The organism is Abyssicoccus albus (assembly GCF_003815035.1).
In the GTDB taxonomy this organism is placed as follows: Bacteria; Bacillota; Bacilli; order Staphylococcales; family Abyssicoccaceae; genus Abyssicoccus; species Abyssicoccus albus.
This window is the reverse complement of record NZ_RKRK01000003.1, coordinates 59,079-85,736: the sequence shown is the minus strand read 5'-3', so window position 1 is coordinate 85,736 and position 26,658 is coordinate 59,079. Positions and strand designations below refer to the sequence as shown.

Genomic DNA, 26,658 nt, shown 5'->3' with positions numbered 1-26,658 from the left:
GCTAAGAAGTATTTATTGAAGTAAATGATAATAAGAGTGATAGTTATGATGTTGCTTATAATTCTTTCAATAATAAAAATGGAGAAACATCAGCAATAGAAATTGGTCGAAGACATCACACAGAAAAAGCTCTTATAATACACAACTATGCATTGAAGCAAATGGAAAATGATAATAATGATATAGAATTATATTATCATTATGGACAAGATCATTTACTTGAGATGGCACCAGAAGAGAAGACAACAAAAGTAGATGGAACTTCTGAAGAGGTTACAAAAGAAGATCCTGATGTAGATGAGCATGTAAAGTTAAATCCTGAAGACTTTGAGAAAAATGGTGTATCAAATGGTTCTGTAACGATTGCTGGTATCTTAGCGATGATTGGTTTAGCATTAACATTCTTCCGTAGAAAACAACAATAATTATATAATTAATTAGAGATGGAGCAATGCTCCATCTTTTTTATTAAAATAAATATAAAGATAGTTGGTAGATTGGGATAGAATAAGAAGATCTAGCAACTAAAAAGCGATTATAGTTGGTAGATTGAGATAGAATAAGATAATCTAGCCACTAAAAAGCGATTATAGTTGGTAGATTGAGATAGAATAAGATGATCTACCAACTAAAAAGCGATTATAGTTGGTAGATTGAGATAGAATAAGATGATCTACCAACTAAAAAGTGATTATAGTTGGTAGATTGAAGAGATGACATGAAAACTACAAACTAACACCCAGCAGTTTGTAACTGCTGGGTGTGTTTAATTAAAGAGGCTGGATGTCTTCTTTTTGTTTCCATTGAATATATCCATAAATACTGTTAATTAAGAAAGCAACCCACATCACAATCATTGCAACGCTTCCAAAGTTTACCGCTTCCATTTGAATGCTTTGGACTAAGTTTGTGACCCATAAGACGATTGTAATGATATTGACGACGATCCAGAAGAACCATTGTTCACTGAATCTTAATGTCATTAATGTTTGAGCGACAAGACTTAGTGATGTGCTTGCCCCATCAATCCATGGTTGCTCTGAATAAAATGCGCCTGACAATTGACTTAATAAGAACACGAGTGCTGCGTAAACGACGATAGTAACGACGATGACAATGCCCCATTGGTTCATTGAAAGCCCTCTTGAATCTACTTCTTCAGTTTTCTCTGATTGATCAAGATGGCGGTTTTTGAGCCATACATATAATCCGATGAATTGGAATACCCCAAAGATGACTTGCATTCCAACTTCTCCCATAAAGTGTGCTTTGAAACTTAAGTAACCGTAAGTTGAAACTTGAATTAATCCATAAAAGAATGTGGATAGACGGCCTTTGGCGGCCATGAACACACAGAGTACACCTGATATCGCTGCGATTAAATTCAGCCATCCATCTACGCCGATTGATTTTTCTTCTCCAATAAATAAAGGTAAGAAGAATATAATAATTTGAGCCAAAATAAACAAAGTAAAGAACGTTTTTTCGTATTTTGTAAACCCTTTAAAATCATTAATTATGTTCATTGATTTTCTCCTTGAATTTAATTGTCTTTACCATCTGCAAGCACTTCATCGACTAATTCATGTGCTTTCGTATACATTTCGTAGAAATCCCCACCGCTATCTAGTACTTTTGTAACATTTTCTAAGCCATGTGCCTTAATCTCATCTAAGAACATTTGATGCATATCTTGTCGCTGTTGTTCGTCACTCAACCTCATATCACGGAAGCCATCATCGACATACTCAGTCACTGGTGGTAAAACGATAATCAATGCCCATGTTTGTAATGAAATATAATAATCGAAGACAGGTTCAATTTTTTTATATTCCTCTTCTTTCGCATAAAGCTTCGTATATAATTTCGTTGTCATCACATCTGTATCTGCAAAGAATACTTTACGTGTTCCTGGTGAATGAATATGCTCTCGATTTAATTCAAATTGTCCGATACCAATTGCATGTAAATCCTTAATATCAAGTTCATCATCTGGCACTTGTCTAGTTGTTTGGTATTCACGTGAATATTCTAAAGAGTAACTCGTAGAATAACGACGTGCTAAGTCTCTAACGAGTGTAGTTTTACCAGTGCTAGCTGTTCCGATAATTAAAACGTTTTTCACAAAGAATCGACGGAAAGGACGCATAACGTAATCCCAGTTTAATAATGGATTTTCACGGATATCAGTCCCACTAATTCCAAGTATTTTACGATCAACCATTGTTATAGTTGTCGTGCGGTTTGTCCAAGTTGCGTTGAAATGTTGTTGTAAAGGTTCAATATATTCTTCTTCACCAACGTAGTAAGATAAGCTCTGTACTTCATAATCCCAAGACTTTTCTTCAATTCCTTGTTCAATCGCTTCGGTTAGCATTTTCAACCAAGGCTCCCAACCATCAGGATACTTAGGAATGTCAGTTTCATCTAATTTCATCACAGTGACATGATCATCATTTGCTAACAATTCACGCATTGCTTTAACACGATTATCAAGATGAAGACCAGCCTGATCACCACGATCTCCATCGTAGCCACTAACAATAACGAATGCGTGTTTATTTTCACGCTTAGCGCGTATAATCTGTTCGAAATGTCCAACATGACACGGCGCAAAGGTTCCAAAAAATATACCTAAATCTCTCATAATAAACTCCTTTGTATATCGACTTTAATTCTAGTTATAGTATATCAAATATTATTATACCAAATATCATTTTGAAAGCGATTTCAAAATTTAAGATATTTACAAGATGTTTACTGTAAATTAATAATAAATTTTAAAAAATTAGCCCATAAAAGAAGGGAATTAAATAATGGTTAGTATATAATGAAAGCAAAATAAAACTAAATTTGAAAAGGGGAATCATGATGAACAAAGTGTCAAAAGTATTCATGTATCGTACCCCTCACGATCTATGCCATTAAAACAGGTCGTTCTGAACTTAAATAATTTAATTATACTTAAAACACGCTCTTCAGAGCGTGTTTTTGGTTTATTATAAGCTAGTTATAGGGTATAGAGTAATAGAATCTATTATAATGAATATACAGACTAATATAGGAGTGATTCGATGTATAACAATACAAAGCACTACATTAATGGTGAATGGCTTGATGGGATATCACAAGAGACGGTAGATGTCATTAATCCGGCAACTGAAGAGGTATTCGGTCAAGTTGGACGAGGGACTAAAGAAGATGTGGATCGTGCGGTCGAAGCGGCGAAAGAGGCGTTTATAGAGTATCGTACGTGGTCAGTTGATGATCGCGTCGAGCTTTTAGACCGTATTATTGATGGCTACGAAGCTCGTAAAGAAGATATTATTGAGACGATTCGTTTAGAATTAGGTTCACCGGTGACGAAAGCTGAAGAGGTTCATTGGCAAGCCGGAATGAACCATTTCGTAGCGGCTCGTGATGCTTTAAAGTCTTTCCAATTTGATGAGCGCCGTGGGAATCATCTAGTGACGAAAGAACCGATTGGTGTCGTTGGGTTAATTACACCGTGGAACTTCCCGACGAACCAAACTTCTTTAAAGATTGGTGCAGCGCTTGCTGCGGGGTGTACGATGGTATTGAAACCAGCATTGAACACACCCATGGCGGCAATAATTTTGGCTGAAATCATTGATGCGGCGGGTGCGCCTAAAGGTGTATTCAACCTAGTCAATGGTAAAGGAAGCGAAGTTGGTGATGCGATCAGTACACATAAAGATGTTACGATGGTGAGCTTCACAGGAAGTGGTGTCACTGGTTCTAAAATTATGGAAAACTGTGCGAAAGACTTCAAGAAAGTATCGCTTGAACTTGGAGGTAAATCAGCCTATGTCATTTTGGAAGATGCAGACTTGAAAGCTTCAGCTCAAAGAGCTGTAAGAAATGTAATGAATAATAGTGGACAAGTGTGTTCGGCTGGTACAAGAACACTTGTCCCATCATCAGTATATGACGCATTCGTCGAAGAAGTATTGACAGAAATTGACTCTGTTGTCGTTGGAGATACAAAAGATGAATCTGTAGAAATGGGGCCACTTGTGTCACTTGATCAATACGAGACCGTGCAACAGTATATCCAAAAAGGCATCGATGAAGGTGCTGAATTAATCGCCGGTGGATTAGGTAAACCTGAAGGTCTAGAGAAGGGCTACTATGCTAAGCCAACAGTATTTTCCAAAGTGGATAACCAAATGGCGATTGCTCAAGAGGAAATATTCGGTCCTGTCATGAGCTTGATTGCATATGATGATGTTGAAGAAGCGATTGAAATCGCGAATGATTCAGTCTATGGATTGGCCGGTTATGTTGAAGGGAGTGATTTAGAACAAAAACGTTATGTCGCACGTTCAATTCGAACGGGTGTTGTGATGATTGATGGTGTACCAAGAGATCCTATGTTACCATTCGGTGGATATAAACAATCAGGTATCGGTCGTGAATGGGGAGATTATGGTATTGAAGAATATTTAGAAGTGAAGAGTATCACAGCATATTATGATGGAGAGTAGGATAATTGTATGAAGTTTATAGATCATAAAGGCATTAATGATGCCCAAATCAATTTGGCGATGGAAGAGTATGTGTTACACAACGTACCATTAGATGAGGATGACTATTTTTTATTTTATGTGAACTCACCATCGATAATTATTGGTAAGAACCAAAATACGATAGAAGAAGTCAATCAAAGTTATGTCGATCAACATAATATTACCGTTGTGCGACGAATATCAGGTGGTGGTGCTGTATACCATGATTTAGATAATCTCAATTATAGCTTTATCACAAAAGATGATGGGAATAGCTTTCATAATTTCAAGAAGTTTACTCAACCAATCGTCGATGTATTAAATGACTTAGGTGTTCCAGCTGAACTGAGTGGACGTAATGATATTGTTGTGAATGGACGAAAAGTCAGCGGTAATGCGATGGTCAGTGTAAAAGGTAGAATGTTTTGTCATGGTACATTGATGCTTGACTCAGCGATTGAAGAAGTTGTTAATGCTTTGCAGGTAAAAGATATTAAAATTAAGAGTAAAGGGATTAAGTCCATTCGTTCTCGTGTTGCGAATATTAATGAATTTTTAGATGAGCCACTAACAATAGAATCTCTAAAAGAGAAAATATTATCTTATATTTTTGGTGGTTTAGATCAAGTGAAAGAATATGAACTATCCGATAAAGATTGGGCGAATATTCGTGAATTAAGTGAAGAAAAGTATAAAACATGGTCATGGAATTATGGTAAAAGCCCTAAATATAATTGGTCGAAAGATAACAAATTCGAAGGTGGTTACTTAGACGTAAGATTAGATGTGAAGAAAGGCTTCATTGAACAAGCAGCAATCTTTGGTGATTTCTTCGGTATTGGGGAAGTTAGTGAATTAGAATCACACCTTGTCGGTGTCAAGCATGACCGACAAGCATTAGAAGAATCACTCAAAAAGATTGATACGAGTTATTATCTCGGAAGAGTAACCCAGGAAGAATTATTAACTTTACTTGTTTAAATATCAAACTTGCGCGCAGATTAAATTTGCGCGCAAGTTTGATTTCAAAAAGCTCATAATCAGAGTATACGTGCGCGCAGATTAAATTTACGCGCACGTATGACAAACAAAAGAGTGAACATCATCCAATTGATGTTCACTCTTTTGATTTTATTGATGATAATGCACGTGTTGCTTCATCACCACTGCGTGCACCGTGACACATGACTCGACCATTTGGGAATAAAGTGATCCAAATATCACCAACTTGATGACGTTCAATGGATTGGATCATCTTCGTATGACTCAGTTCGAAAATATTATCACCACAACGCTTAATGATGTGGTCTGTAGATTGTTCCATATAACTAAAGTTACCATCATGACAACTTACACAATCTTCTCTCCGGTTAGGTATGGGCAATTTCGTCAAATTTAACCGGTCGATGTAATACATATTATCAGAGTGATCATTGTCAATAATCAATTGTACACCAATGCTTACGACAAATTGAACGGTGGGTGGTATGATGCCAACAGTGCTACATGTGTCTTCTGTATTTGGCACATAGTCAAATAAGCAGTGTAAGCACCGGTCATTATTAAAGAATGGGATGACCGTACCTTTACGACCAATACAAGCACTATAAAGCCACGGGATTTGATACTTTAATGATAATTGATTGATGACAAATCTTGTATGAAAATTATCTGTCCCATCGATGATTAAATCAATTGGATGTGCCTGTAAGATATCATTCAAAGAATCTACCGTCACATGTTCTGGATAACAGGTGATTTGTGTATCTGGAGCGATACTTAGCAATCTATCCCTCGCAGCAAACACCTTCAACTGGTGAATATCACCATGGGTATAGAGTGTTTGTCTGCCGAGGTTTGATGATTCAACGATATCTTGATCGACAATAATAAAATTTTTTACGCCGAGTCGAATCAGTTGATCAGCATAAGCACACCCTAATGCTCCCATACCTATAAGGCATATATTCATTCGAGTTAATTCATCAACCCGAGATTCTCCAAGCAACGTTTTAGCACGACTGAGCATTATAAAAACTCTAATCCTTCTGATGGGCTTGATGCATTTGCAGTCATGCGTTTTGGAATTCTACCCGCTAAATGTGCCAATCTACCTGATTGAACTGCAAGTTTAAATGCTTCAGCCATTCTGACGGGATCATCACTATGTGCAACAGCACTATTCAACAATACTGCATCTGCTCCCAGTTCCATAGCGTAAGCAGCGTCACTTGGTGTTCCGAGTCCTGCATCAACGATAACTGGAATGTTAGATTGATCTATAATAAATTTCAGATTGACTGGATTTAGTATCCCAAGTCCTGAGCCGATTGGACTTGCTGCAGGCATAATCGCATGAACGCCAAGAGCTTCTAATCGTTTGGCAAGGACGACATCATCAGAAACATAAGGACAGACAATGTAACCTTCGTCTAACAATACTTTACACGCTTCAATTGTTTCAATTGGATCTGGTAATAATGTTTTATCACATCCGATGACTTCAACTTTAATCATGTCACATTGATTACTTGCATTTGCAAGACGTGCAATCTTGACCGCTTCATCAGCAGTTTTCGCTCCGGCTGTATTTGGGAATAGTGTATATTTTGATAAATCTAATTGCTGCAATAAGTTTGGTTGAGATTGATCATATATATCCATTCTTCTAACAGCAAATGTGAGTACATCAGTTTCAGATGCTTCGACACTCTTTAATTGAGTCTCATAATCACTATATTTTCCTGTACCTAAAAATAACCTTGAATTAAATGTTTTCGTCCCGATAGTTAACATATTATCCGCCTCCTACAAATTCTAAAAGTTCTAACGTATCCCCATCATGTACAACGACATCATCAAATTGATTGCGATTTACAATGTCATCATTTAACTGAGCAATGACACGTGATGTTTCCAAATTTAATTGATCTAAAACATTTGAAATCGATAAACTTTCTTCGAAATGCATTGCATCTCCATTAATTGTAATATTCATGATATTCCCTCCAAATCTTTCAATATAATTTCACTTAAAGTTTTGCCAGTATATGGTGCGAGCAAAATGCCATTTCGATAATGACCAATCGCACACGTCATATGATCAACACCAGGTATTAAGTTATAAAAAGGATCGTCGCCATGACGTTTTGAACGATGACCTGATTGATATTCGATAATAGAATATCCTTCGAGCATTGGATAATGAGCAACAGCTTGGTCAAGTAGTGTTTGAACACGCTGTGAATTGAATGTTGTATCATCTAAAACACTTGTTGCACCAATTAAGTAGGTTTCATTCCCTTTAGGGACGACATAAGTACCATCTTGATGGAATAATGTTTTATCCAGGTTCAATGTTGGATGACTGATTAATACACTCTCACCAAAAACTGTATCATATTGATCCATGGCATAATTTTTTAATAGGGTCTTTCCGTAACTTCCAACTGTGAGCGTTATATGGTCAACATCATATGATGCATCTTCGGTATATACTGTTAACTGGTCAATCTGTTCAACCTTTGTATGTTCTTTTAAAGTTACACCATTGAGCTCAATCGCTTTGACAAGTGCATCCGTTAATTGATGGACATTGACTGCGCCATCTTTTGGGATATGGATAGCACGCATCGCATTCGGTGCTTCCAAACAGTCAGTTATTTTAACCGTAATGTCAGATTGTTTTAGAAAGTTATACTGTTCTAGTAACAGATTTTCTTCATGAGTCGTTGAAGCAATTTTAGTGAGACCGTTATGGTGAATATCAATGGTTAAACCTGTTTGTGCTGACAATTCTTCAACCCATGCTGGATACATTTCACGTGATTGGATAGCCGCTTTGAAGTATGATGTATCTTCAGTGAACTCATTTTGTGCACCGAGCATGCCACCAGATGCTCTCGTCGCACCATGCCCAGCTGATGATTGATCAAATATTATAATATCCTCACCATTTATTCGTTTAGTCAGCTCGTAAGCAGTCGCTAACCCAAGGATTCCAGCACCAATGATGGCAACTTTATAATTGTGTGTATCGTTCATAGAGTAATTCCACCTCCTTTAGCGTTGCATTAAAGATAAAGGATTTCACTGCAATATGATGAGAAATACCTTTTAACTGTTTAATCGTATTTAAATTAACTCCACCGAGTGAAACGACGTCAAGGGGAGACTGATCCATAATGTCTTTTAGTCCATTGATCCCTTTAGGCGTTACATCTGGTTTCGATGACGTTATGAAAATTGGGCTATATAATACAAACTGGCATCCTGCTTTATGCGCACGATGAATTCCATTGATATCGTGGATTGATTGACTCAATATAAAATCTCTAGTGAGTGACGCATCAATCGGTCGATCCTTTAAATGTAATCTGTCGACATTCAGTGCCTGTGCAGCATCACGATTAGAATGAATAATCAGTTTATCTTTTGGGAATGATGATAATGATTGAATCAACGCATTAGTGAATTGTTCACGAATAATAAAGAAATCCACCATATCAATGACATCATTCATTCTCTTTAGTTCATGTGTAGGTAACCCGTTACCTTCCGTTATGACAATAAACATATCATCATCCTTATAAATTACTTATATGACCTGAAACGTGGTTATTTGAAAATAATAAACTAAAAATCAAAAAGAAAAAGGTATTGAACCAAAAAGAAAAATATATTTAACTAAAATAAAAAACCATCCACTAACGTGTTAGTCAGTGAATGGATTAAATCGATTTTCAGTGACTTTCCTACGCCAGTATAAACTGTATCAGGTTCTAAGAGTTCTAACCATTATGTTAATCTCAGCTCATGATATGAGCACCTCTAGTCATTTGTTCTTGTAATGATAGTATAAAGGAAAAAAGTATATTTGTTAACTCATTAAATTGGTTAATTGTGTGTCTATATATTTTTAATTTAATTATTTAATCATTCATCCACCCATCGATTCATATAATTTTATGTACTTGTAATTTACTCATATAACTTAAGGTTTGAATAAGCATTATATTAAGAAACATTAAAAAAATGAGATATAATGAAATGAAGAGGTGACTGCAATGGAATTTAAAATAACAGATAGAGCATTACAATGGTTTAAAGATGAAGTTCAAGTTGAAAGTGGACAGACGGTAAGGTTCTACCCTCAAATATATGGAGATAGTCCCGTGCAAGAAGGGATGAGCTTAGCGTTTGGATTTGAAGATGCTGTCGACATTGAAGTGTCTGTAGAACATAACGGTGTAACTTATTTTATCGAAGAGAGTGATATGTGGTTTTTTAAAGGGCATGACTTACATGTTGATTACGATGAAGCGGAAGATATGTTAACGTTTGAATATAAGTAATTTATAGGACATAAAAAATAGAAACTAGTAATTTAAATTATTATATAACATTAAAAGTCGTCTTAACCTGTTTAAGACGACTTTTTCTTCTTTCCAATTATCAATTCACTATAAGGTAGTTTTTCTATTAATGAATACAATAGCAATGTTGATATAATAGTCATACTACACAAAGTGGTAACATATAGTATAGGCCACTCTATTAGCGGGTTCAATATTTCTTGAATAAAGTATAACAAGATGAAATGGCTTAAATAAATATAATATGATCGATTACTAATATAATTGAAACAGTGATTTATTATGTTATATTGACCTGATGAAGTACGATGGCTGAACATTCTCAAACTGAATATGAGTAACATAAATATTAACACCGTAAAGATAATATTATCATACCGATATGATGTCACAATTGTAATACCTTCAATGTAGAAATTGTGGGTGATCCATAACATTGCAATTAGGAGTAATAAAATAATACAAATTAAGTATTGTTGAATGAACATCATGAAATACTCATAATGTTGTCCAATGTAATATGCACAGACAAAGTAAAATAACCACCACAATAGCATTGTTTTCGACTCGAACGGGTAAATTGCTTTCCAAAAATTATAATATTGATCAATGTGAAAAAATAAAATTGAATGTGTCATTGAGATAATAAATGTACTAATGATAGGAATATACATAGGGATTTTACGTAACCACTGATGACAAAAATAGTGGATTATATAATATTTAAATATGACAATGACAAACCAACCGTGCCATTTTCCTTCAATGATCTTCGTCCATAACGAATCGAATAAATCGTCATGATACCCAATCGCAATAAATCGTATACTATCGATTATTCCAAATATAATATAAGGGATTAATATATATTGAATTCGTTTCTTAAAAAAATTTTTAGGCAAATGGTTTTGATACGCATGAGACAAAATGACTTCAGATAACATAATAAATGAAGGAGTTGCGAACAATAGAAATAGTTGAAGGAATTGAATGAGTACTTTCAACGATTCATCTGATTTAAGGGCTAAAGAAGTCATCGAATGGATGAGGACAATCGTAATACATAGAATTGCTCTCAATAAGTTCAATTCATTAATCTCGCGCTTCATCATATGCTCATTATTACGTATTTAATGTATGCATCATTTGTTCGCGCTTTTTAAAATCTACATCTTGATAATACATATCTTTAACAAGTATATTTGGTCCAACGCATTTAACAGCTGGACAATGACAGTTCAATGCACGTGCTTTATCAGATTTAATCCAATCATTGAACGTATCATTCAACGATTGATTGTATATCGTATTTAACGTACCTTCGTGATCTCCGAAGTCGGTAATAATGACTTCTCCCGTGAATACGTTAATATTTAATCGATTTCGACCATCGGGGTCATTTCTAACGGTGACATTAGGTGCTGTTCTTAATCGTTCTAATAATCGTTTAGAAGATTCATCTTGGTTACACGGTAGAATTGGTAACGTTCCAAACAGCATCCATATATCTTCATCACGGATGTCTAAGATTTTGTGCATTGCTGCAATCGATTGTTCGATATTAATACCGGTCAATGCACTTGCGAAATCCACAGGATACATTGGATGTATTTCATGACGACTACAGAGCATATCTTTAACGACTTCTTGATGAATATGTTCAAGATGAGGGATTGTTGATTGATTGAGCATCGTCTCGGCAGAGATGAACATGCCTTGTTCACTTAACGCACGGGAATTTTCAATCATCGTATAGAACAGCCTCGCTTTTGCGTCTTCTTTAGGTTGTCTGCCCATTCGTTCAAAGCCAACAGTTGTAAATTCTTCGAGCGTTCCCCAATTATGGCTAATATGCATACAATCTATATATTCACCGATCGCTTCATACCGGTTTAACGGGACTGTTAAATTTGAGTTCATTTGTGTATAAATATTGCGCTCTTCACAATATTTAAGAATCGGTGTCACGACTTCTTTAATAGACTTCTTACTAAACATCGGCTCACCACCCGTGATGGATAGCGTATTTAAATGTTCAACACGGTCTAAAGCAGCAAACAAATCAGATAAATTAATTGTCTCAGGATCAATAGGAGTCAACGTATGACCCACAGCACAGTGTGCACATCTCATATTACACATATGTGTAGTTGTAATCTCAATATTTGTTAATGTATGTTGACCGAATTGGTCAATGTTGTTGTAACATTCCCAAGGGTCATTATGTATAGATAAAGGTTCTTTCATTTTGTAACGCCTCCAAACAATGACACTAGTATAACATGAAAAAAGAGTAGGTGATTGGTCACCTACTCAAAAAATTTAATCATGATTTACCACTCTATATTCTTTCTAATGACTCTTCTAATTGCTCATTTGTAAGGCCGTGTTTTTTCTCTGATTCAGCTACACATACTGCACATGCAGCATCACCAGTAATATTGACAGCTGTTCTTAACATACCAAGGATACGGTCAATTCCTAAGATAAGTGCTATTCCTTCAACAGGTAAAGTAACTTGTGTCAGAATCATTGCTAACATAATCAATCCAACACCTGGAACACCTGCTGTTCCGATACTTGCTAAGACTGCTGTTAATATAATCATCAGTAAAGCAGTAATACTTAAGTCTACATCATACACTTGTGCGATGAAAATCGTTGCGACCCCTTGCATGATGGCTGTACCGTCCATATTGATCGTAGCGCCAAGGGGTTGAACGAACCCACTAATGGCTCTCGGCACACCGAGTTTCTCTTGTGCGACTTTCATAGAGATTGGTAACGTACCACTACTTGTAGAAGTAGAGAATGCAACCGTTTGTGCCTCGAAAATTTCTTTAAAGAATGTAATTGGGTTCATCTTACCGACGAATTTCACCAGAGAACCATATACTAAATACATTTGAATTACTAATGCAAAGATAACACAGAACATATATAATGCCATTGCTTTGACACCGTTAATTCCCATTTCACCAGCTGCTGTCGCAAGTAAACCAAATGCACCGTAAGGCGCAAATTTCATCACGATATTCACAAGGTACATCATTATTTCATTTCCTTGTTCCACAACTTCTTTTACGACGTGTGCTTTCTTTCCTAGCATTGCGATGGCGAAACCGACAAATACACTAAATGTAATGATTTGAAGCATATTCCCTTCAACCATTGACTGTATAGGGTTTGTAGGAATAATATTTGTAAACGTCTCTACAACGCTTGGTGCTTCCTCTGCTTCGTACCCCTCCGATGAAGGTGTAATACCTGCATCCCCAGGTTTAAATACGAACGATGTTGTCATCGCGATGATGATTGCAAGTGTCGTTGTCAAAAGGAAGAAGAGAATTGTTTTAATTCCAATTCGACCAAGCTTTTTTGGATCTCCTAGTGCAGCAACACCTAATGTAATAGAGAAGAATACAATCGGTACAACAAGCATTTTGATTAGATTTAAGAAAATGGTACCCAGGGGACCGAATAAATATGTGTTCAATGGTTCAAATAAGTCTGGCGCGAATAAATTAAGACCTAAACCGACAATAAGACCTAATATTAAACCGATAAATATTTTCGTTGTAAGTTTCATCTTATGTAACCCCTTTCATCAATGTTCAAAATAATATGGATAAATAATTCCGATTTTATCCATATTCATATTATAATAGTCTAAATTCAATAAATCAACTTTTAATTGAATTTTCAAATAATTATAATTGTTATATTTTATTTTACATTGTAAGTTGTTTTCGATAAAATTAATGCATTCACCTATGAAAATATTATAAAAGGGTGTTATAAATTTATAATTTATAAGGGGAGGGTTTTCGATGGAGTGGTTTCAATCACTTGATGCAGTATATCAAGCGCTTATTGCGACTTTATTTACATGGTTTGTCACGGCGCTTGGTGCGAGTGTCGTGTTTCTATTTAAGACAATACATAAAACAATACTTAACGGGATGATGGGCTTTGCGGCAGGTGTAATGATTGCTGCAAGTGTTTGGTCATTACTGATTCCTTCAATAGAGATGAGTCAAAGTTTAAATGTGAAAGAGTATGTTCCAGCGTTAATTGGATTTTTACTTGGTGGTGCATTTCTATGGATATTTGATCAAATCATTCCGCATTTACATATTGGTGAAGATCGTTCAGAAGCTGAAGGGGTGCCGACGAGTTTACATCGGTCTATTTTGTTAGTATTTGCGATTACTTTACACAATATACCCGAAGGACTAGCCGTTGGGATTGCATTCGGTGCAGTGGCGGGTGGTGCTGAAGGTGCGACATTAGCAGGTGCAATTGCGTTAGCCATTGGAATGGCGATTCAAAACTTTCCAGAAGGGGCTAGCGTGTCATTGCCATTAAGAAGAGATGGATTCTCACGGATGAAAAGCTTTATGTATGGACAAGCATCGGCTATTGTTGAGCCGATTGCAGGTGTCATTGGTGCGCTACTTGTTGTAACCATTACACCGATTCAACCATACGCTTTGGCATTTGCAGCAGGTGCAATGATTTATGTCGTGGTAGAAGAACTAATACCGGAAGCACAACGTAATAGTAATACAGATATTGCAACGATCGGATGTATGTTAGGGTTTGCTGTAATGATGACGTTAGATGTTGCATTAGGATAAACCAGCTCATCATGAGCTGGTTTTTATTTTAATAAACGGAGGGATTTAAATGAAGTCATGGATATATTTAATTGCTGGTGGGCTCATGGAAGTTGTATGGGCATATGGTTTAGCTTTTTCAGATGGATTATCTAAGATTGAGTGGGTCATTCCAACGGTCATTGCTGTTGTAATCAGTTTTTGGCTATTTGGTAAAGCGTTAAGTGAGTTACCTGTATCGACTGGATATGCATTATTTACAGGACTCGGTGCTTTTGGCACGGCGATTTGTGGGATGGTCTTATTCAATGAAGAAGTATCATTATTGAAGATTGTGTTTTTAGTATCTCTAATCAGTTGTATTATTGGACTAAAATTAGTTCCTGAGAAGAAGGAATCGACTCAATACCCTATGCAAATTATATCTGATGAACTTGAGGAGGTTGAATAAAATGGGTTGGTTATTTCTAGGAATTGCTGGATTATTTGAAGTGCTATCGGTCAGTTTATTGAAGTTATCAGATGGCATGACGAAGAAAATTTATGTCGTTGGAACAGCAATTAGTTTTGGTCTAAGTTTAACGGTCTTAACGTTTGCACTACAGCACATTCCAGTTAGTATAGGCTACGGTGTATGGACGGGTATTGGAGCAGCAGGTAGCGTGCTGGCAGGGATGTTTATCTTTGGAGAGGCACACGATTATCGTAAATACTTACTTGTTGTCGGGATTGTGATTAGCATTGCAGGACTGAAATTTTTTGGTTAAAAAATGTCATAATCAATATGAAGATGTATAAATTCAATACGGTGAATATTAATGAAGGAGTGTAACAATGAAATATAAATACGAACAAGGTGATCATCAACATTCATTATTGTTATTTCATGGAACAGGTGGTCATGAGCAAGATATGCTACCGCTTGCAGAAATTATAGACCCTAAAGCCCCGGTATTGAGTATTCGTGGTAATGTTTTAGAACAAGGTATGCCAAGATATTTTAGAAGATTGTCGCCTGGTGTCTATGATGTTGATAATCTTTTTGAAGAAGGTGAGAAAATCACAGCAGAGCTAAACGAACTGACTTCAAAATATGATATTGATATAAATAAATCAACATTTGTAGGATATTCAAATGGTGCTAATATGATTGTTCATCTATTATTAACAGGGCAAGTAAAACCTAATAAAGCAGTGATATTGCACCCATTATACCCAGTAGATCGAGAGGACTACGGAGATTTATCGGGATGTGACATCTTGATTACGACTGGAGCTCAAGATATGATTGCTCCAACAAATGAAGCGATGAAAGTGAAATCTAGGCTAGAGGCAATTGGTGCAAATGTTAAAGTGCATATTACAGATGGTGCTCATGGATTACTAGAAGAGGAACTTGAAGAGGTTCGTCAGTTTAATCAACGGTAATAATCACTCTTGATTATTGGCTATATAATGTGGGTATATATCATTATAGATAAACAACTTAAAGGATGATGAATATGGTTAAAGTAATAGCACACCGCGGTAGTAGTGGAGAATGTCCAGAAAATACAATGATTGCATTCCAAAAAGCAGTGGAAGATGGAGCGGATATGATTGAACTAGATGTTCAATTAACGAAAGATAAGCAAATTATTGTGATGCATGATGAAACAGTCGATCGCACGACAAATGGTAAAGGATTAATAGGAGATATGACGTTAATTGAAGCGCAATCACTTCGTATTGTTGATCGTGACGGTCATCTAACAGATTATCAATTACCAAGTCTTAAAGATGTTTTGGATTATTTAAGTGATAAAGATATTGAATTGAATATTGAATTGAAAGCGAATAGCGATGATGAATATATGTTAGAACAAGGAACATATCAACTTGTTGATATATTTAAAATGCATGATCGTGTTGTCTACTCATCATTTGATGAAGGAGCATTGAGATACATTAAATCACTGAATAATGATGTTCACATTGCTTTACTAACTTCTAAATTGAATAATAAAGTGTTAGAGCGTATTAAAGATATGAACTGTTCAACGTATCACTTAAGCAAAAAAATCAAGTTTAAAGATATTGATAAATGTTTAGTGAATCAAGAGCAAGTGAGAGTATGGACGATTAATGATAAGAAAACGATGAAAGAGTATATCGATAAAGGCTATGATATTATTACCGACTACCCGAAGAAGGCAATCGAGCTAATTAATAATCAATAATTTTGTTAAAGACTTCGACGTATTTTCGGTAATCAGAGTAAACTGAAAATACTCTGAATACGGAAAGGAAATGAGTCGAAAATGGTCTGGTAATCAGAGTAAACTGAAAATACTCTGAATACGGAAAGGAAATGAGTCGAAAATGGTCTGGTAATCAGAGTAACTGAAAATACTCTGAATACGGGAAGGAAAAGAGCCGAAAATCGTCTGGTAATCAGAGTAAACTAGAAAAACTCTGAATACGGGAAGGAAAAGAGCCGAAAATCGTCTGGTATTCAGAGTAAATCAAAAATACTCTGAATACGAAATATAAATCTTTAATAAAGGAAATAAATAGCGATAACATTTGATTATCAAATGTTATCGCTATTTCTATTGTCAGGATTACTTAAATCTTAAATACTTTTTGAATTTTATAAGCTATTGATAACCTCTGACGTATTGTTTAGGTACAAAACAAGCACGTTCTTCTTTTCTTCCTGCATTTAATACCCAATGAGGATCTCTGAGAGATGCTCGTCCAATTGCAATTAGATCTGCATCTTGTACACCAACCACATGGTCAGCCACACGTGGATCATCTAACATACCAACCGCAATGACTGGGATTTCTGCTTGAACTTTAATTTCACGAGCTAAATGAACTTGATAACCTGGGTGTAATCTTGGACGTCTATCTTCAACGACAGGACCATTGCCGCCACCACTCACATCAATTATATCAGCTCCGGCTTTTTTGTAGCGCTTTGCAATTTCGACGCCGTAATCGATGTCATATCCATCTTTAGAATATTCCTTTGCAGAAATACGAACAATGAGAGGCATATCTTCTGGAATAACTGATTTAACCGCTTCAATAATTTCTGCACCGAATAATAGACGATCTTCACCATATTGATCGGTTCTATTGTTTGTTTTCGGTGATTGGAATTGATGAATTAAATAACCATGTGCGGCATGAATTTCAATCGTATCGAATCCAGCTTTTACCGCACGTTCGGCTGCTTCTTTATATTTAACAACCATATTTTTCACTTCGTCAGTTGATAGCGAACGAGGTGCTTTATATTTATCTCCCTCATATTTAATGTCAGAGCTAGATACTACATCATCTGCATCTTCCGCCTTACGACCAGCATGAGCGATTTGAATACCGATTTTGGTGCCATATTGATGTACCGAATCGACGATTCTTTTGAAATGTGGAATATGATCATCACTCCATAACCCCAGGCATCCGTCTGAGATTCTTCCATTCGGTGTTACGTTTGTCATTTCCATAATAATTAATCCCATACCACCAATTGCTCGAGATGTATAATGTGTGAAGTGGAAATCGTTAGGATAGCCGTCTTGTGCTGAATACATACACATCGGGCTCATCACTGCTTTATTTTGTAATGTAAGACCTTTTAGTTTGAATTCTGTTAATAATTGATCCATCTTATTCCGCTCCTTTTGAAAGTTTTTATTGATAATATTTTAGCACGAGTACGTATGAAACCAAATCATTACGCATTCACGTTATAATGGATTTGTAAAAATGATTAAGGAGTGATGGAATGAGTATTAAAGTTAATGGTGAATGGCAAGGAAATATGTCTTACAAAACGGTTGCACTACGTAGTGGACATGAAATTACAATGGATGCAAGTGTTGAAGCGGGTGGAGATAATGCGGGGCCGAGCCCAATGGAAGTGATGTTAAGTAGTTTGATTGGGTGTATGGGCATTGATATGAGCTTGATCTTAAAGCCACATCGAGACAAGATTTCAAAGATGGATATTAATGCAGAAGGTTTTCGTGTTGAAGAAAAACCACAACGTTATGACAAAATTGAGCTTATAGTTGATGTTGAAGGAGATGTGTTAGCGAAGCATGTATTTAGGGCGATTGATTTAAGTATGGATAAATACTGTTCTGCACGCGCTTCGATGAATGTCGAAGTAGAAGCGAAGCTTATTTTAAATGGTGAAACGGTTGAACGATAATTATTAAATTAATGAATGGACAGGTTTCAAGGTAACAAAAGAAAACCTGTCCATTAAATATTAATGAATGGACAGGAGTAATACATCTATTTGTTATTATGTTTATCAATGCTTGCACCAATAAAGCCTTTGAATAATGGGTGTGGTGCTGTTGGTCTACTTAAAAATTCAGGGTGGAATTGTACAGCGACAAACCATGGATGGTCTTTCAATTCAACGATTTCAACTAATCTACCATCTGGTGATGTTCCTGTAAATTGTAATCCTTTAGCTTCTAGTTGCTCACGATATTGATTATTGAACTCATAACGATGACGGTGTCTTTCGTCGATTGATGATACATCATACACTTCACGTGCTTTACTACCATCTTTTAATTCACATGGGTATAGTCCCAGTCTTAATGTTCCACCTAAATCAGTTACATTCTCCTGATCTGGTAATAAGGCGATGACTGGATATGGTGTATTTGGATTTAACTCTGATGAATGTGCGCCTCTTAAGCCGACGACGTTACGAGCAAATTCCACTGTCGCAAGTTGCATGCCTAAGCATATACCGAATAATGGGATGTCATTTGTACGAGCATATTGAATCGCTAATATTTTACCTTCAATACCACGATCTCCAAATCCTCCTGGAATTAATATTCCATCTAATCGATTCAATGTTACTTCTACATTATCTTCAGTCACATCTTCTGAATTAATCCAATGGATTTTAACATTTGTCTGATATGCATACCCTGCGTGTTTCAATGCTTCTGCAACGGACAAATATGCATCTTGTAGACTCACATATTTACCGACAAGTCCAATGTTTACTTCACCATCTAGGTTCTGTACGGTTGTAAGTAATGCGTTCCAATCTTTAAGTTCGGCGTCAGGCTTAGCGTCAAGATTTAAGCGATTTACGACGATATCGTCCATATGTTGACGTTGTAAGTCTAACGGAATTGAGTATAATGTATCTCTATCTTTACACTCAATGACACTTTCTTTATCGATATCACAGAACAAGGCGATTTTATCTCGTAAATCAGAAGTCATATCGTATTCTGTACGGACAACGATCATATCAGGTTGTATTCCAAGTCCTCTAAGCTCTTTAACAGAGTGTTGAGTCGGTTTTGTCTTCATTTCTCCAGCAGCTTTAATATACGGTAATAAAGTACAGTGAATGTACATCACATTTTCGCGTCCTAAGTCACTTCGGATTTGGCGGATACTTTCAATGAATGGCAAACTTTCAATATCACCAGTCGTCCCTCCAATTTCAGTAATGACAACATCTGCATGAGTCGACTCACCGGCAAGTAATAGTCTTGATTTAATCTCATTTGTAATGTGAGGAATGACTTGAACTGTACCGCCTAAGTAATCACCACGACGCTCTTTTTTGATTACGTCTGAATAAACTCTCCCAGCTGTAACATTTGAATGTTGGTTTAAGCGGATATCAATGAATCTTTCATAGTGACCTAAGTCTAAATCCGTTTCAGCACCATCATCTGTCACGAATACTTCACCATGTTGGTATGGACTCATTGTCCCTGGATCGACATTTAAATACGGATCGAACTTTTGGATTGTAACATTAAGACCTCTATCCTTTAATAATCTTCCAAGTGATGCAGCAGTGATTCCTTTACCAAGTGATGATACAACGCCACCTGTAACAAAAATGAATTTAGTCAATCGTTTGTCCTCCTAGTATAATAAAATAATAAAGCTCCCTTTCTGTATCGTAGAAAGGGAGCTTATCGTTTCTTCGTCCATAAATTATGGAGCCCAAATAAAATATTATCACGATTTGATAGATTGTCAATAATTATTCTTCTGTGTCATCGTCTTCATCTTCATCATCTTCGTCTTCTTCATCAATCAATACGTCTTCATCATCCTCAACGGATAAATCTTCATATTCGTCTGTATCTTCGTCAATGTCTTTATTATCTTCATCGAAGTTACCATCTCTATCTTTTACATCTTCTGATTCCACTTCTTCGTCAATGGCCTCATCATCTAAAGTATCTTCTTCAGCGATTTCGAATTTTTGAATTGTTGGTGCAATATTTTCTTCAATTTCATCTACTGAATACCAGTCACGAAGTCCCCATGTACCTTCTTCAACCGATAAGAAACGACCATCTGTATTCAAGTTTGTATAGAATTGTAATACGCGATCTTCGATTTCTTCATCTGTATATCCACCAATAGATTTAAACTCATCTATCATTGTATATAAAGATTGAGGACTTTTTTTTTCTTGTAAATATAAATAAGCCATTTCGATAAATGAATTTTCGTTGATCATTTCTTTAGTGTAGTCTTTTATTTTCATAGATTTGTGACGTCCTTTCAAAACGTTAATACTAACGGTATATTATCAACTAATGACTAATTATTCAACTAGTAATTAATATATTTAATATATTTAGGTAAATCATCGAGAGGATCGACATCAACGAAACCAGCACTATAAGCTAAATCACTCGTTTTGCAGTCGCTGGCATGGTCATAAAGTTCGATCGTTTTAACCCCTTCAAAGTGTCTACGAATGAATGTAGCACTTTGGACTAATGCGCTTTTTACTAACGTACATTGATTATTTGTAGAGGTTTCGATGACAATATTTTTAATGTATAAGTGGTGGTCGATGATATTAATATCGATATGTCCAATTTCTTTACCATCTAACATCAAGTTAATGATTTTATCTTTAGTCTCTGGATGAGGTCTTAACTTCAAGTTCGAAACATATCTCGCATCTAAATCTAAGTAATATAATCGTTCTTTACCGATAGGGCCATCTTCTTTCGTTGCAGTATGAATGAATCCCGCACGTTCATAAAGATTCCATGCCGCACTATTTAACGCATCAACGACAAGGTATAAATGATCGAATTTAGGGTGGAGGACAGCAACGTAATCAGGGATATTCAGTGCGATTTTTGTGCCATAGCCCATTCCTTGATGCTTTGAATTAACACTCAATGATCTCACGTAAATTACTTCATGAGGTGTATCGTATCCCACATGTTGATAATGCTTGTGAACTACGAAAAATCCAATCACTTCATCTTTATCATTGACTGCAACGCTTGGTGTACGATTATCATCTTCTATAGCTTCTTCTAATACATCAAGTGGTAATGAAGTGAATTCCATTTGTTCTTCATCTAAAGTGAATGTTTTAAGTTCATTTAGATCATGTTGTTCATAAGGCCTTAATGTAATGTTTTCGAAAGTATATGATTTTGTCATGTAATCACCTTTACAATTTAATTATTTTTTTAATTTTCTTATATATTATACCACGAAAAGTTATTTGTCATACATATCACTCGACATGTTTATGTTGTAATATAATAGTGAAAACAAATAACAAGCATGTTTGTTAATGTGTGTAAATTTAAAAATAAAAAGGAGAATTATTACATGAATATTGTTTTTATTGTTGCGGCGATTATCATTGTTATATTTGCTGCACTCGCTTTTTTATTTCCGACACAATTTGGTGAAATTGCAACGAATGTTTATGATACTGTAGCGACAAATTTCTCGTGGTTATTTTTACTTGCAGTATTTATATTCGTTGTGTTTTTAATTTCATTAGCGATATCACCATATGGACGAATTAAGTTCGGTCGTAATGATGAGGAGCCAGAGTTCTCATTTAGAAGTTGGATTGGGATGTTGTTTAGTGGTGGATTAGGTGTTGGTCTTGTGTTCTATGGAGTTGCTGAACCGATGACACATATGGCTGACGCTCCATTTGCTAAAGAGATGGCCCTTGGAGAACAAGCTCGAGTTGCGATGGGATACACATTCTTCCACTGGGGGATGAGTCAATGGGCAGTATTTGCTATTGCAGGACTTGCGATAGGGTATTACCAGTTTAGAAGAGAGAGAAATGGATTGATTTCTACAGCGTTAGAGCCTTTATTCGGTATGTACTATCCGAATTGGATTCGTAAAGTGATTGATATTCTAGCCGTTATTGCGACTGTTACAGGAATTGCGACGTCAATTGGACTTGGGATTATGCAAGTCAATGGTGGATTGAATATTACATACAATATTCCCAATAATAACGTTACATTGATGATTATCACGCTGTTGATGACTGTAATCTTCATTATTTCTGCAACGACAGGGCTTAAAAGAGGGGTTAAATATTTAAGTAATATGAATATGGCAATTTGTGTGTTGCTTATTTTATTCGTATTAATCTTTGGACCAACACGATTTATACTTGAAACGTTTGTTGTAGGGCTTGGAGATTATATTACGAACTTTATTCCTTATTCATTAAGGCTCAACCCATTTGTAGAGAACGGTGAGAGTCAATGGGTCCAAGATTGGACAGTGTTCTATTGGGCATGGGTTATTGCTTGGTCACCGTTTATTGGTGCTTTTATTGCAAGAATTTCACGTGGACGTACGATTAGAGAATATGTATTAGGCGTATTAATTATCCCGCCATTGCTATCTTTTGTATGGATGGCGACGCTTGGTGGTAGTGCGATTTATATGGATTTATTTGAGTCAACGAATTTAGTTGATATTGTTCAAGATGATAATACGAAAGCGCTCTTTGCATTCTTTAATGAATTACCATTTGGACTTGTGACATCGACACTTGCAATTGTGTTAATCTTTACATTTATTGTGACAAGCGCTGATTCTGCGACGTATATCGTCTCTAGTATGACAAGCAATGGAGACTTGAACCCATCGATGAGAATGAAAATTTCCTGGGGAATTATTATCGCATCGATTACGTTAGCGTTAATTACAACAGATGATGGATTAACTAGTTTACAGACGGGAGCAATTGTTGCGGGTCTCCCATTTACGTTCATCTTGTTAATGCTAATCATTAGTATGCTCATTGCGCTCAGAAAAGAGCCGAACGAAGCATTAAAGCGTGTCGAAAAACGTAAAATGAAGAAAAAATATCCGGATGGAAATCCAGATCGAAAGTAACTCATCAGAAGTGATAAAGAAAAAGTAAAAGGAGAACGAGATGAACATAGGTATAGATGCTGGTGGTACACTGACGAAAATTGTCGTTGATGGCGAGGAAAGAGATTATAAAGTAATTAAATCATCTAATAAAGAAGCGATAGCAAAGTTTGTGAATCATTTTGAAGGGGCAAATATTTATTTGACAGGTGGTCGACAGAAAGTGATTGCCCAATTGTTAAATGAATCACCGAAAGGATATTCAGTTGAGTTTGATGCAACGTTTAATGGTTTAAAACAACTATTATCTGAACAATATGATGCGATGGATCGATTTATTTTCTGTAATATAGGGACAGGTTCTTCATATCATTTAGCAACCGACCATCAACAACGTGTAGGGGGTTCTGGAGTAGGAGGTGGCTTACTGATGGGCCTTGGATATTTATTGACAGGTGAGCAATCATTTGAATCACTCGTACGTTGCTCTAAATCTGGCCATCGTGATCTTATTGATTTAACTGTAGGGCATATTTATGAAGGACAAGATGCACCAATACCGAAAGATTTAACCGCTGCAAATTTTGGAAGAGTGTTGGATACGTTGGATGAAGATGTGTCTAAAGAAGATCATATGGCATCGGTGATGGGGCTAATCGCTGAAACAATATGTACAATTGGTATTCATATGGCTGAGATGTATGATTGTGAAGAAGTAGTCTATATCGGATCAACATTACAAGATAATGAAGTAATGCTCAACGTTTTGAATCGTTATACGAATTTAAGAGGCAAAACCCCTGTACTTGTTGAAAATGGATCATTTGCAGGGGCATTAGGCTGTATTACAAGTGAAAGTTAACATCATTTATGTTGATTTGAAAGAGTTGTTCGAGATCAATTGGCTCAATTTCCGTTATATTTTTGTGCCATTCAAGGTGAGATTGATTGATTGCTATAACAGAATCGAAATGATGTAAATAAAGAGGCCACTCATGGAGAACAACCCAAATTTCTCTTGATTGGCTTTCTTTTTTTATGTGATTAAGTAGTGCTAATTGATGATGAACATCTAAAGATGTTAAAGGCTCATCTAAAAACATAATCGGTGTAGGTTGTAGAAACGTTTGGATATAACATAAAAGGCGAAACTCACCACCGCTTGTTGTATGAACCGAGTCATAAGGAGTTTTATTAATATTAAATTGGGCAAGCAGTTGTTCAGTGTCCTGAAAAGAAATTTTTCGTTTAACGAGTTTTAAGAAATCAACTATTGAAATGTGAAGACGATTTTGTTGTTGTGGCATATAAGCAATCATTTTGTGTATATTATGATTTACTATAGACTTACTTTCGTATGATAACGACGGTTTATGATGGTAAAACGTTAAAGCCTTTAATAACGTACTCTTCCCTGCACCATTAGGGCCAATAATTGCATGCATTCCTTGAGGCTTTGTCGTCATGTTTTCGAAACCAGTCAGTTCAATTGGTAGTTTGGATTTATCGTCGTTCAGATGATGAATAATCATTTAAGTCGATACACCCCATCTCCTCGAGTAAAATATATAATTTATAATAAACATAGTTTATTGCCATTAGATGCGGTGTAATAAATTTTTCATATGATTCATTAGGGACAATTGCACGAGATGTTTTAAGATCAATGAAGTGCATAATAGAGTCGATCATTTCAGATGATTTGTTACTAATCAGAACATAATCTATACTTGCTTCTTCAAGGTATGCTACCATCTCATGGACCTGATCTGTGTAATGTGGAGCAATGACCATGATACGATCTGCAGACGTTAAATGTTCACCTTGATAATATTTTGATTTTGGTAATTTTTCTTGACTATTGAGTAAATAGTCGTTAAAGAAATTAGCCTCGTCAAATGATTTAATATATATTTCACCTTCGGTCATAATCGCCTGTGCTAACAACCTTGCGGCCATCTCGAATTGTTCTTCTTGTGCACTAATACGGTCAAAAATACCACGTAATTGTGTATCGAAAATTTTAGACATTGGAAACCCCTTCTAACATTTCATTTTAATAATAAGTATGATGATGTGCTTTTGAAAAAATTTTGAAAAATACGGGCTAAACTTGTATGGTTATGTTATAATCTTAAAGCTATTATATTAAAATATTAATCATTGTTAAAGTATCTCGTAGTTTTCGGTTGTATAAAGAGTGATGTATAGGTTAATATAATACGATAATTTTGAAGTTCTTGAAATGTATTTGTATAATATAAGTGAAATAAACCACATTTGGTATAAAGGAGATTTCATTGTGAAAATATACATTGATTCAGCAAATATAGATCATATAAAGGAAGTTCACACACTCGGATTTATTGACGGTGTGACAACAAACCCATCTTTAGTTGCTAAAGAGAAGAACATTTCATTCCATGATAGATTGGTTGAAATTTGTGAACTTGTAGATCGTCCAGTTAGCGGAGAAGTGATTTCATTGGAAGCAGAAGGCATGATTGAAGAAGGACGCAAATTAAACGAATTACATGATCAAATTGTGGTCAAAATACCGATGACAAAGGCTGGGCTTCAGGCAGTGTCGGTATTAAATCGTGAAGGTATTAAGACGAATGTTACATTAGTCTTTAGTGCGACTCAAGCTTTGTTGGCGGCCCGTGCTGGTGCAACGTACGTGTCACCTTTTATAGGTCGTCTTGATGATATCGGAGTGACTGGCATTGACTTAATAAAAGAGATTAGTGTAATGTTTAATGAACATGAAATCGCTACCGAAATCATTGCTGCATCCATTCGCCATGTCGAACATGTCAAACTTGCAGCGCTCAGTGGTGCTAATATAGCAACAATTCCTTATGATATTATAATGAAATCAATGAATCATCCTTTAACAGATCGTGGTATAGAGAAATTTTTGGCAGATTGGGATACGAGAGAAGCATAGTATAG

At 35.9% G+C, this 26,658-nt stretch carries 29 protein-coding genes and 1 riboswitch; of the genes, 13 read left to right on the top strand and 16 right to left on the bottom strand.

The window, feature by feature from the left end; genetic code table 11:
* Positions 1-161 precede the first annotated feature (161 nt).
* Positions 162-425 carry an LPXTG cell wall anchor domain-containing protein gene (locus EDD62_RS05540; RefSeq protein WP_123807863.1) on the top strand — a complete coding sequence of 88 codons (264 nt, stop codon included), beginning with the start codon at positions 162-164 and terminating at the stop codon, positions 423-425.
* A gap of 345 nt (positions 426-770) precedes the next feature.
* On the opposite strand, the gene pnuC is transcribed toward EDD62_RS05540, so the two are convergent.
* Both pnuC and EDD62_RS05530 read right to left on the bottom strand, forming a co-directional pair.
* Positions 771-1,526, bottom strand: a complete 756-nt coding sequence (gene pnuC, locus EDD62_RS05535; RefSeq protein WP_123807862.1) for a nicotinamide riboside transporter PnuC — start codon at positions 1,524-1,526, stop codon at positions 771-773.
* A 17-nt stretch (positions 1,527-1,543) separates the two neighbouring features.
* Complete coding sequence (locus EDD62_RS05530; protein ID WP_077139742.1) at positions 1,544-2,647, bottom strand: AAA family ATPase; 1,104 nt, start codon at positions 2,645-2,647, stop codon at positions 1,544-1,546.
* A gap of 427 nt (positions 2,648-3,074) precedes the next feature.
* On the opposite strand from EDD62_RS05530, the gene EDD62_RS05525 reads away from it, so the two are divergent.
* Together EDD62_RS05525 and EDD62_RS05520 are read left to right on the top strand one after the other, a co-directional pair.
* Positions 3,075-4,508: an aldehyde dehydrogenase family protein gene (locus tag EDD62_RS05525; protein WP_123807861.1), complete on the top strand. Its 1,434-nt coding sequence runs from the start codon at positions 3,075-3,077 to the stop codon at positions 4,506-4,508.
* A 9-nt stretch (positions 4,509-4,517) separates the two neighbouring features.
* Entirely contained in the window at positions 4,518-5,510 is a 993-nt protein-coding gene (locus EDD62_RS05520; protein WP_123807860.1) for a lipoate--protein ligase, read from the top strand.
* Positions 5,511-5,646: 136 nt separating this feature from the next.
* On the opposite strand, the gene EDD62_RS05515 is transcribed toward EDD62_RS05520, so the two are convergent.
* The 5 genes from EDD62_RS05515 to EDD62_RS05495 are packed head-to-tail and all read right to left on the bottom strand — an operon-like array spanning position 5,647 to position 9,105.
* A complete protein-coding gene (locus EDD62_RS05515) occupies positions 5,647-6,558 on the bottom strand; it encodes a HesA/MoeB/ThiF family protein (protein WP_123807859.1) in 912 nt (303 codons plus the stop codon).
* Positions 6,558-7,325 (bottom strand): thiazole synthase, encoded by a 768-nt coding sequence (locus EDD62_RS05510; protein ID WP_123807858.1) that lies wholly within the window; start codon positions 7,323-7,325, stop codon positions 6,558-6,560. The genes EDD62_RS05515 and EDD62_RS05510 overlap by 1 nt, the downstream gene beginning before the upstream one ends.
* Position 7,326: 1 nt before the next feature.
* The gene (gene thiS, locus EDD62_RS05505) at positions 7,327-7,527 is read right to left on the bottom strand and encodes a sulfur carrier protein ThiS (protein ID WP_123807857.1); all 201 of its coding nucleotides are present in this window, start codon (positions 7,525-7,527) and stop codon (positions 7,327-7,329) included.
* Positions 7,524-8,573 (bottom strand): NAD(P)/FAD-dependent oxidoreductase, encoded by a 1,050-nt coding sequence (locus EDD62_RS05500; RefSeq protein WP_123807856.1) that lies wholly within the window; start codon positions 8,571-8,573, stop codon positions 7,524-7,526. The genes thiS and EDD62_RS05500 overlap by 4 nt, the downstream gene beginning before the upstream one ends.
* Positions 8,551-9,105 (bottom strand): thiamine phosphate synthase, encoded by a 555-nt coding sequence (locus EDD62_RS05495; protein WP_077139749.1) that lies wholly within the window; start codon positions 9,103-9,105, stop codon positions 8,551-8,553. Before EDD62_RS05495 ends, EDD62_RS05500 begins: the two co-directional genes overlap by 23 nt.
* A gap of 158 nt (positions 9,106-9,263) precedes the next feature.
* Positions 9,264-9,371: riboswitch (TPP riboswitch) on the bottom strand.
* Positions 9,372-9,595: 224 nt separating this feature from the next.
* Here EDD62_RS05495 and EDD62_RS05490 point away from each other — a divergent pair.
* A complete protein-coding gene (locus tag EDD62_RS05490) occupies positions 9,596-9,883 on the top strand; it encodes a HesB/YadR/YfhF family protein (RefSeq protein ID WP_077139750.1) in 288 nt (95 codons plus the stop codon).
* Between the two features lie 71 nt (positions 9,884-9,954).
* On the opposite strand, the gene EDD62_RS05485 is transcribed toward EDD62_RS05490, so the two are convergent.
* The 3 genes from EDD62_RS05485 to EDD62_RS05475 form a co-directional block, all read right to left on the bottom strand.
* Positions 9,955-11,013, bottom strand: a complete 1,059-nt coding sequence (locus EDD62_RS05485; protein WP_170152782.1) for an acyltransferase family protein — start codon at positions 11,011-11,013, stop codon at positions 9,955-9,957.
* 13 nt (positions 11,014-11,026) lie between these two features.
* Positions 11,027-12,151, bottom strand: coding sequence for a radical SAM/CxCxxxxC motif protein YfkAB (yfkAB, locus tag EDD62_RS05480; protein ID WP_123807854.1), 1,125 nt, complete (start codon positions 12,149-12,151; stop codon positions 11,027-11,029).
* A 94-nt stretch (positions 12,152-12,245) separates the two neighbouring features.
* Positions 12,246-13,493: a dicarboxylate/amino acid:cation symporter gene (locus EDD62_RS05475; protein ID WP_123807853.1), complete on the bottom strand. Its 1,248-nt coding sequence runs from the start codon at positions 13,491-13,493 to the stop codon at positions 12,246-12,248.
* A 241-nt stretch (positions 13,494-13,734) separates the two neighbouring features.
* Between EDD62_RS05475 and EDD62_RS05470 the strand changes: the two genes are divergently transcribed.
* From EDD62_RS05470 to EDD62_RS05450, 5 genes are all read left to right on the top strand, one after another.
* A complete protein-coding gene (locus EDD62_RS05470) occupies positions 13,735-14,544 on the top strand; it encodes a ZIP family metal transporter (RefSeq protein WP_123807852.1) in 810 nt (269 codons plus the stop codon).
* A 49-nt stretch (positions 14,545-14,593) separates the two neighbouring features.
* Entirely contained in the window at positions 14,594-14,974 is a 381-nt protein-coding gene (locus EDD62_RS05465) for a DMT family transporter (protein WP_123807851.1), read from the top strand.
* Between the two features lies 1 nt (position 14,975).
* On the top strand, positions 14,976-15,290 hold the full coding sequence (locus EDD62_RS05460; RefSeq protein WP_123807850.1) for a DMT family transporter: 315 nt from the start codon (positions 14,976-14,978) through the stop codon (positions 15,288-15,290).
* Between the two features lie 67 nt (positions 15,291-15,357).
* The gene (locus tag EDD62_RS05455; RefSeq protein ID WP_123807849.1) at positions 15,358-15,951 is read left to right on the top strand and encodes an alpha/beta hydrolase; all 594 of its coding nucleotides are present in this window, start codon (positions 15,358-15,360) and stop codon (positions 15,949-15,951) included.
* A 74-nt stretch (positions 15,952-16,025) separates the two neighbouring features.
* On the top strand, positions 16,026-16,742 hold the full coding sequence (locus EDD62_RS05450) for a glycerophosphodiester phosphodiesterase (RefSeq protein ID WP_161485354.1): 717 nt from the start codon (positions 16,026-16,028) through the stop codon (positions 16,740-16,742).
* A gap of 420 nt (positions 16,743-17,162) precedes the next feature.
* Here EDD62_RS05450 and EDD62_RS05445 read toward each other — a convergent pair whose 3' ends face one another.
* Entirely contained in the window at positions 17,163-18,185 is a 1,023-nt protein-coding gene (locus tag EDD62_RS05445; RefSeq protein WP_123807848.1) for an NADH:flavin oxidoreductase/NADH oxidase, read from the bottom strand.
* A 119-nt stretch (positions 18,186-18,304) separates the two neighbouring features.
* Between EDD62_RS05445 and EDD62_RS05440 the strand changes: the two genes are divergently transcribed.
* Positions 18,305-18,733 (top strand): OsmC family protein, encoded by a 429-nt coding sequence (locus EDD62_RS05440; protein WP_123807847.1) that lies wholly within the window; start codon positions 18,305-18,307, stop codon positions 18,731-18,733.
* 86 nt (positions 18,734-18,819) lie between these two features.
* On the opposite strand, the gene EDD62_RS05435 is transcribed toward EDD62_RS05440, so the two are convergent.
* The 3 genes from EDD62_RS05435 to EDD62_RS05425 all read right to left on the bottom strand — a co-directional run bounded on the left by EDD62_RS05435 (position 18,820) and on the right by EDD62_RS05425 (position 21,999).
* Entirely contained in the window at positions 18,820-20,430 is a 1,611-nt protein-coding gene (locus EDD62_RS05435) for a CTP synthase (RefSeq protein WP_123807846.1), read from the bottom strand.
* 133 nt (positions 20,431-20,563) lie between these two features.
* Positions 20,564-21,076 (bottom strand): DNA-directed RNA polymerase subunit delta, encoded by a 513-nt coding sequence (gene rpoE, locus EDD62_RS05430; protein WP_123807845.1) that lies wholly within the window; start codon positions 21,074-21,076, stop codon positions 20,564-20,566.
* 68 nt (positions 21,077-21,144) lie between these two features.
* Complete coding sequence (locus tag EDD62_RS05425; RefSeq protein ID WP_123807844.1) at positions 21,145-21,999, bottom strand: GNAT family N-acetyltransferase; 855 nt, start codon at positions 21,997-21,999, stop codon at positions 21,145-21,147.
* 174 nt (positions 22,000-22,173) lie between these two features.
* On the opposite strand from EDD62_RS05425, the gene EDD62_RS05420 reads away from it, so the two are divergent.
* Positions 22,174-23,724, top strand: a complete 1,551-nt coding sequence (locus tag EDD62_RS05420) for a BCCT family transporter (RefSeq protein ID WP_249037341.1) — start codon at positions 22,174-22,176, stop codon at positions 23,722-23,724.
* Positions 23,725-23,764: 40 nt separating this feature from the next.
* Positions 23,765-24,565 (top strand): type II pantothenate kinase, encoded by an 801-nt coding sequence (gene coaW, locus EDD62_RS05415; RefSeq protein ID WP_123807842.1) that lies wholly within the window; start codon positions 23,765-23,767, stop codon positions 24,563-24,565.
* Here coaW and EDD62_RS05410 read toward each other — a convergent pair.
* A complete protein-coding gene (locus tag EDD62_RS05410) occupies positions 24,549-25,235 on the bottom strand; it encodes an ATP-binding cassette domain-containing protein (protein WP_123807841.1) in 687 nt (228 codons plus the stop codon). The genes coaW and EDD62_RS05410 overlap by 17 nt on opposite strands.
* Entirely contained in the window at positions 25,207-25,734 is a 528-nt protein-coding gene (locus EDD62_RS05405) for a DUF2529 family protein (RefSeq protein WP_123807840.1), read from the bottom strand. The genes EDD62_RS05410 and EDD62_RS05405 overlap by 29 nt, the downstream gene beginning before the upstream one ends.
* A 271-nt stretch (positions 25,735-26,005) precedes the next feature.
* Here EDD62_RS05405 and fsa point away from each other — a divergent pair, with 271 nt between their 5' ends.
* The gene (gene fsa, locus EDD62_RS05400; protein WP_123807839.1) at positions 26,006-26,653 is read left to right on the top strand and encodes a fructose-6-phosphate aldolase; all 648 of its coding nucleotides are present in this window, start codon (positions 26,006-26,008) and stop codon (positions 26,651-26,653) included.
* Positions 26,654-26,658: the final 5 nt, after the last annotated feature.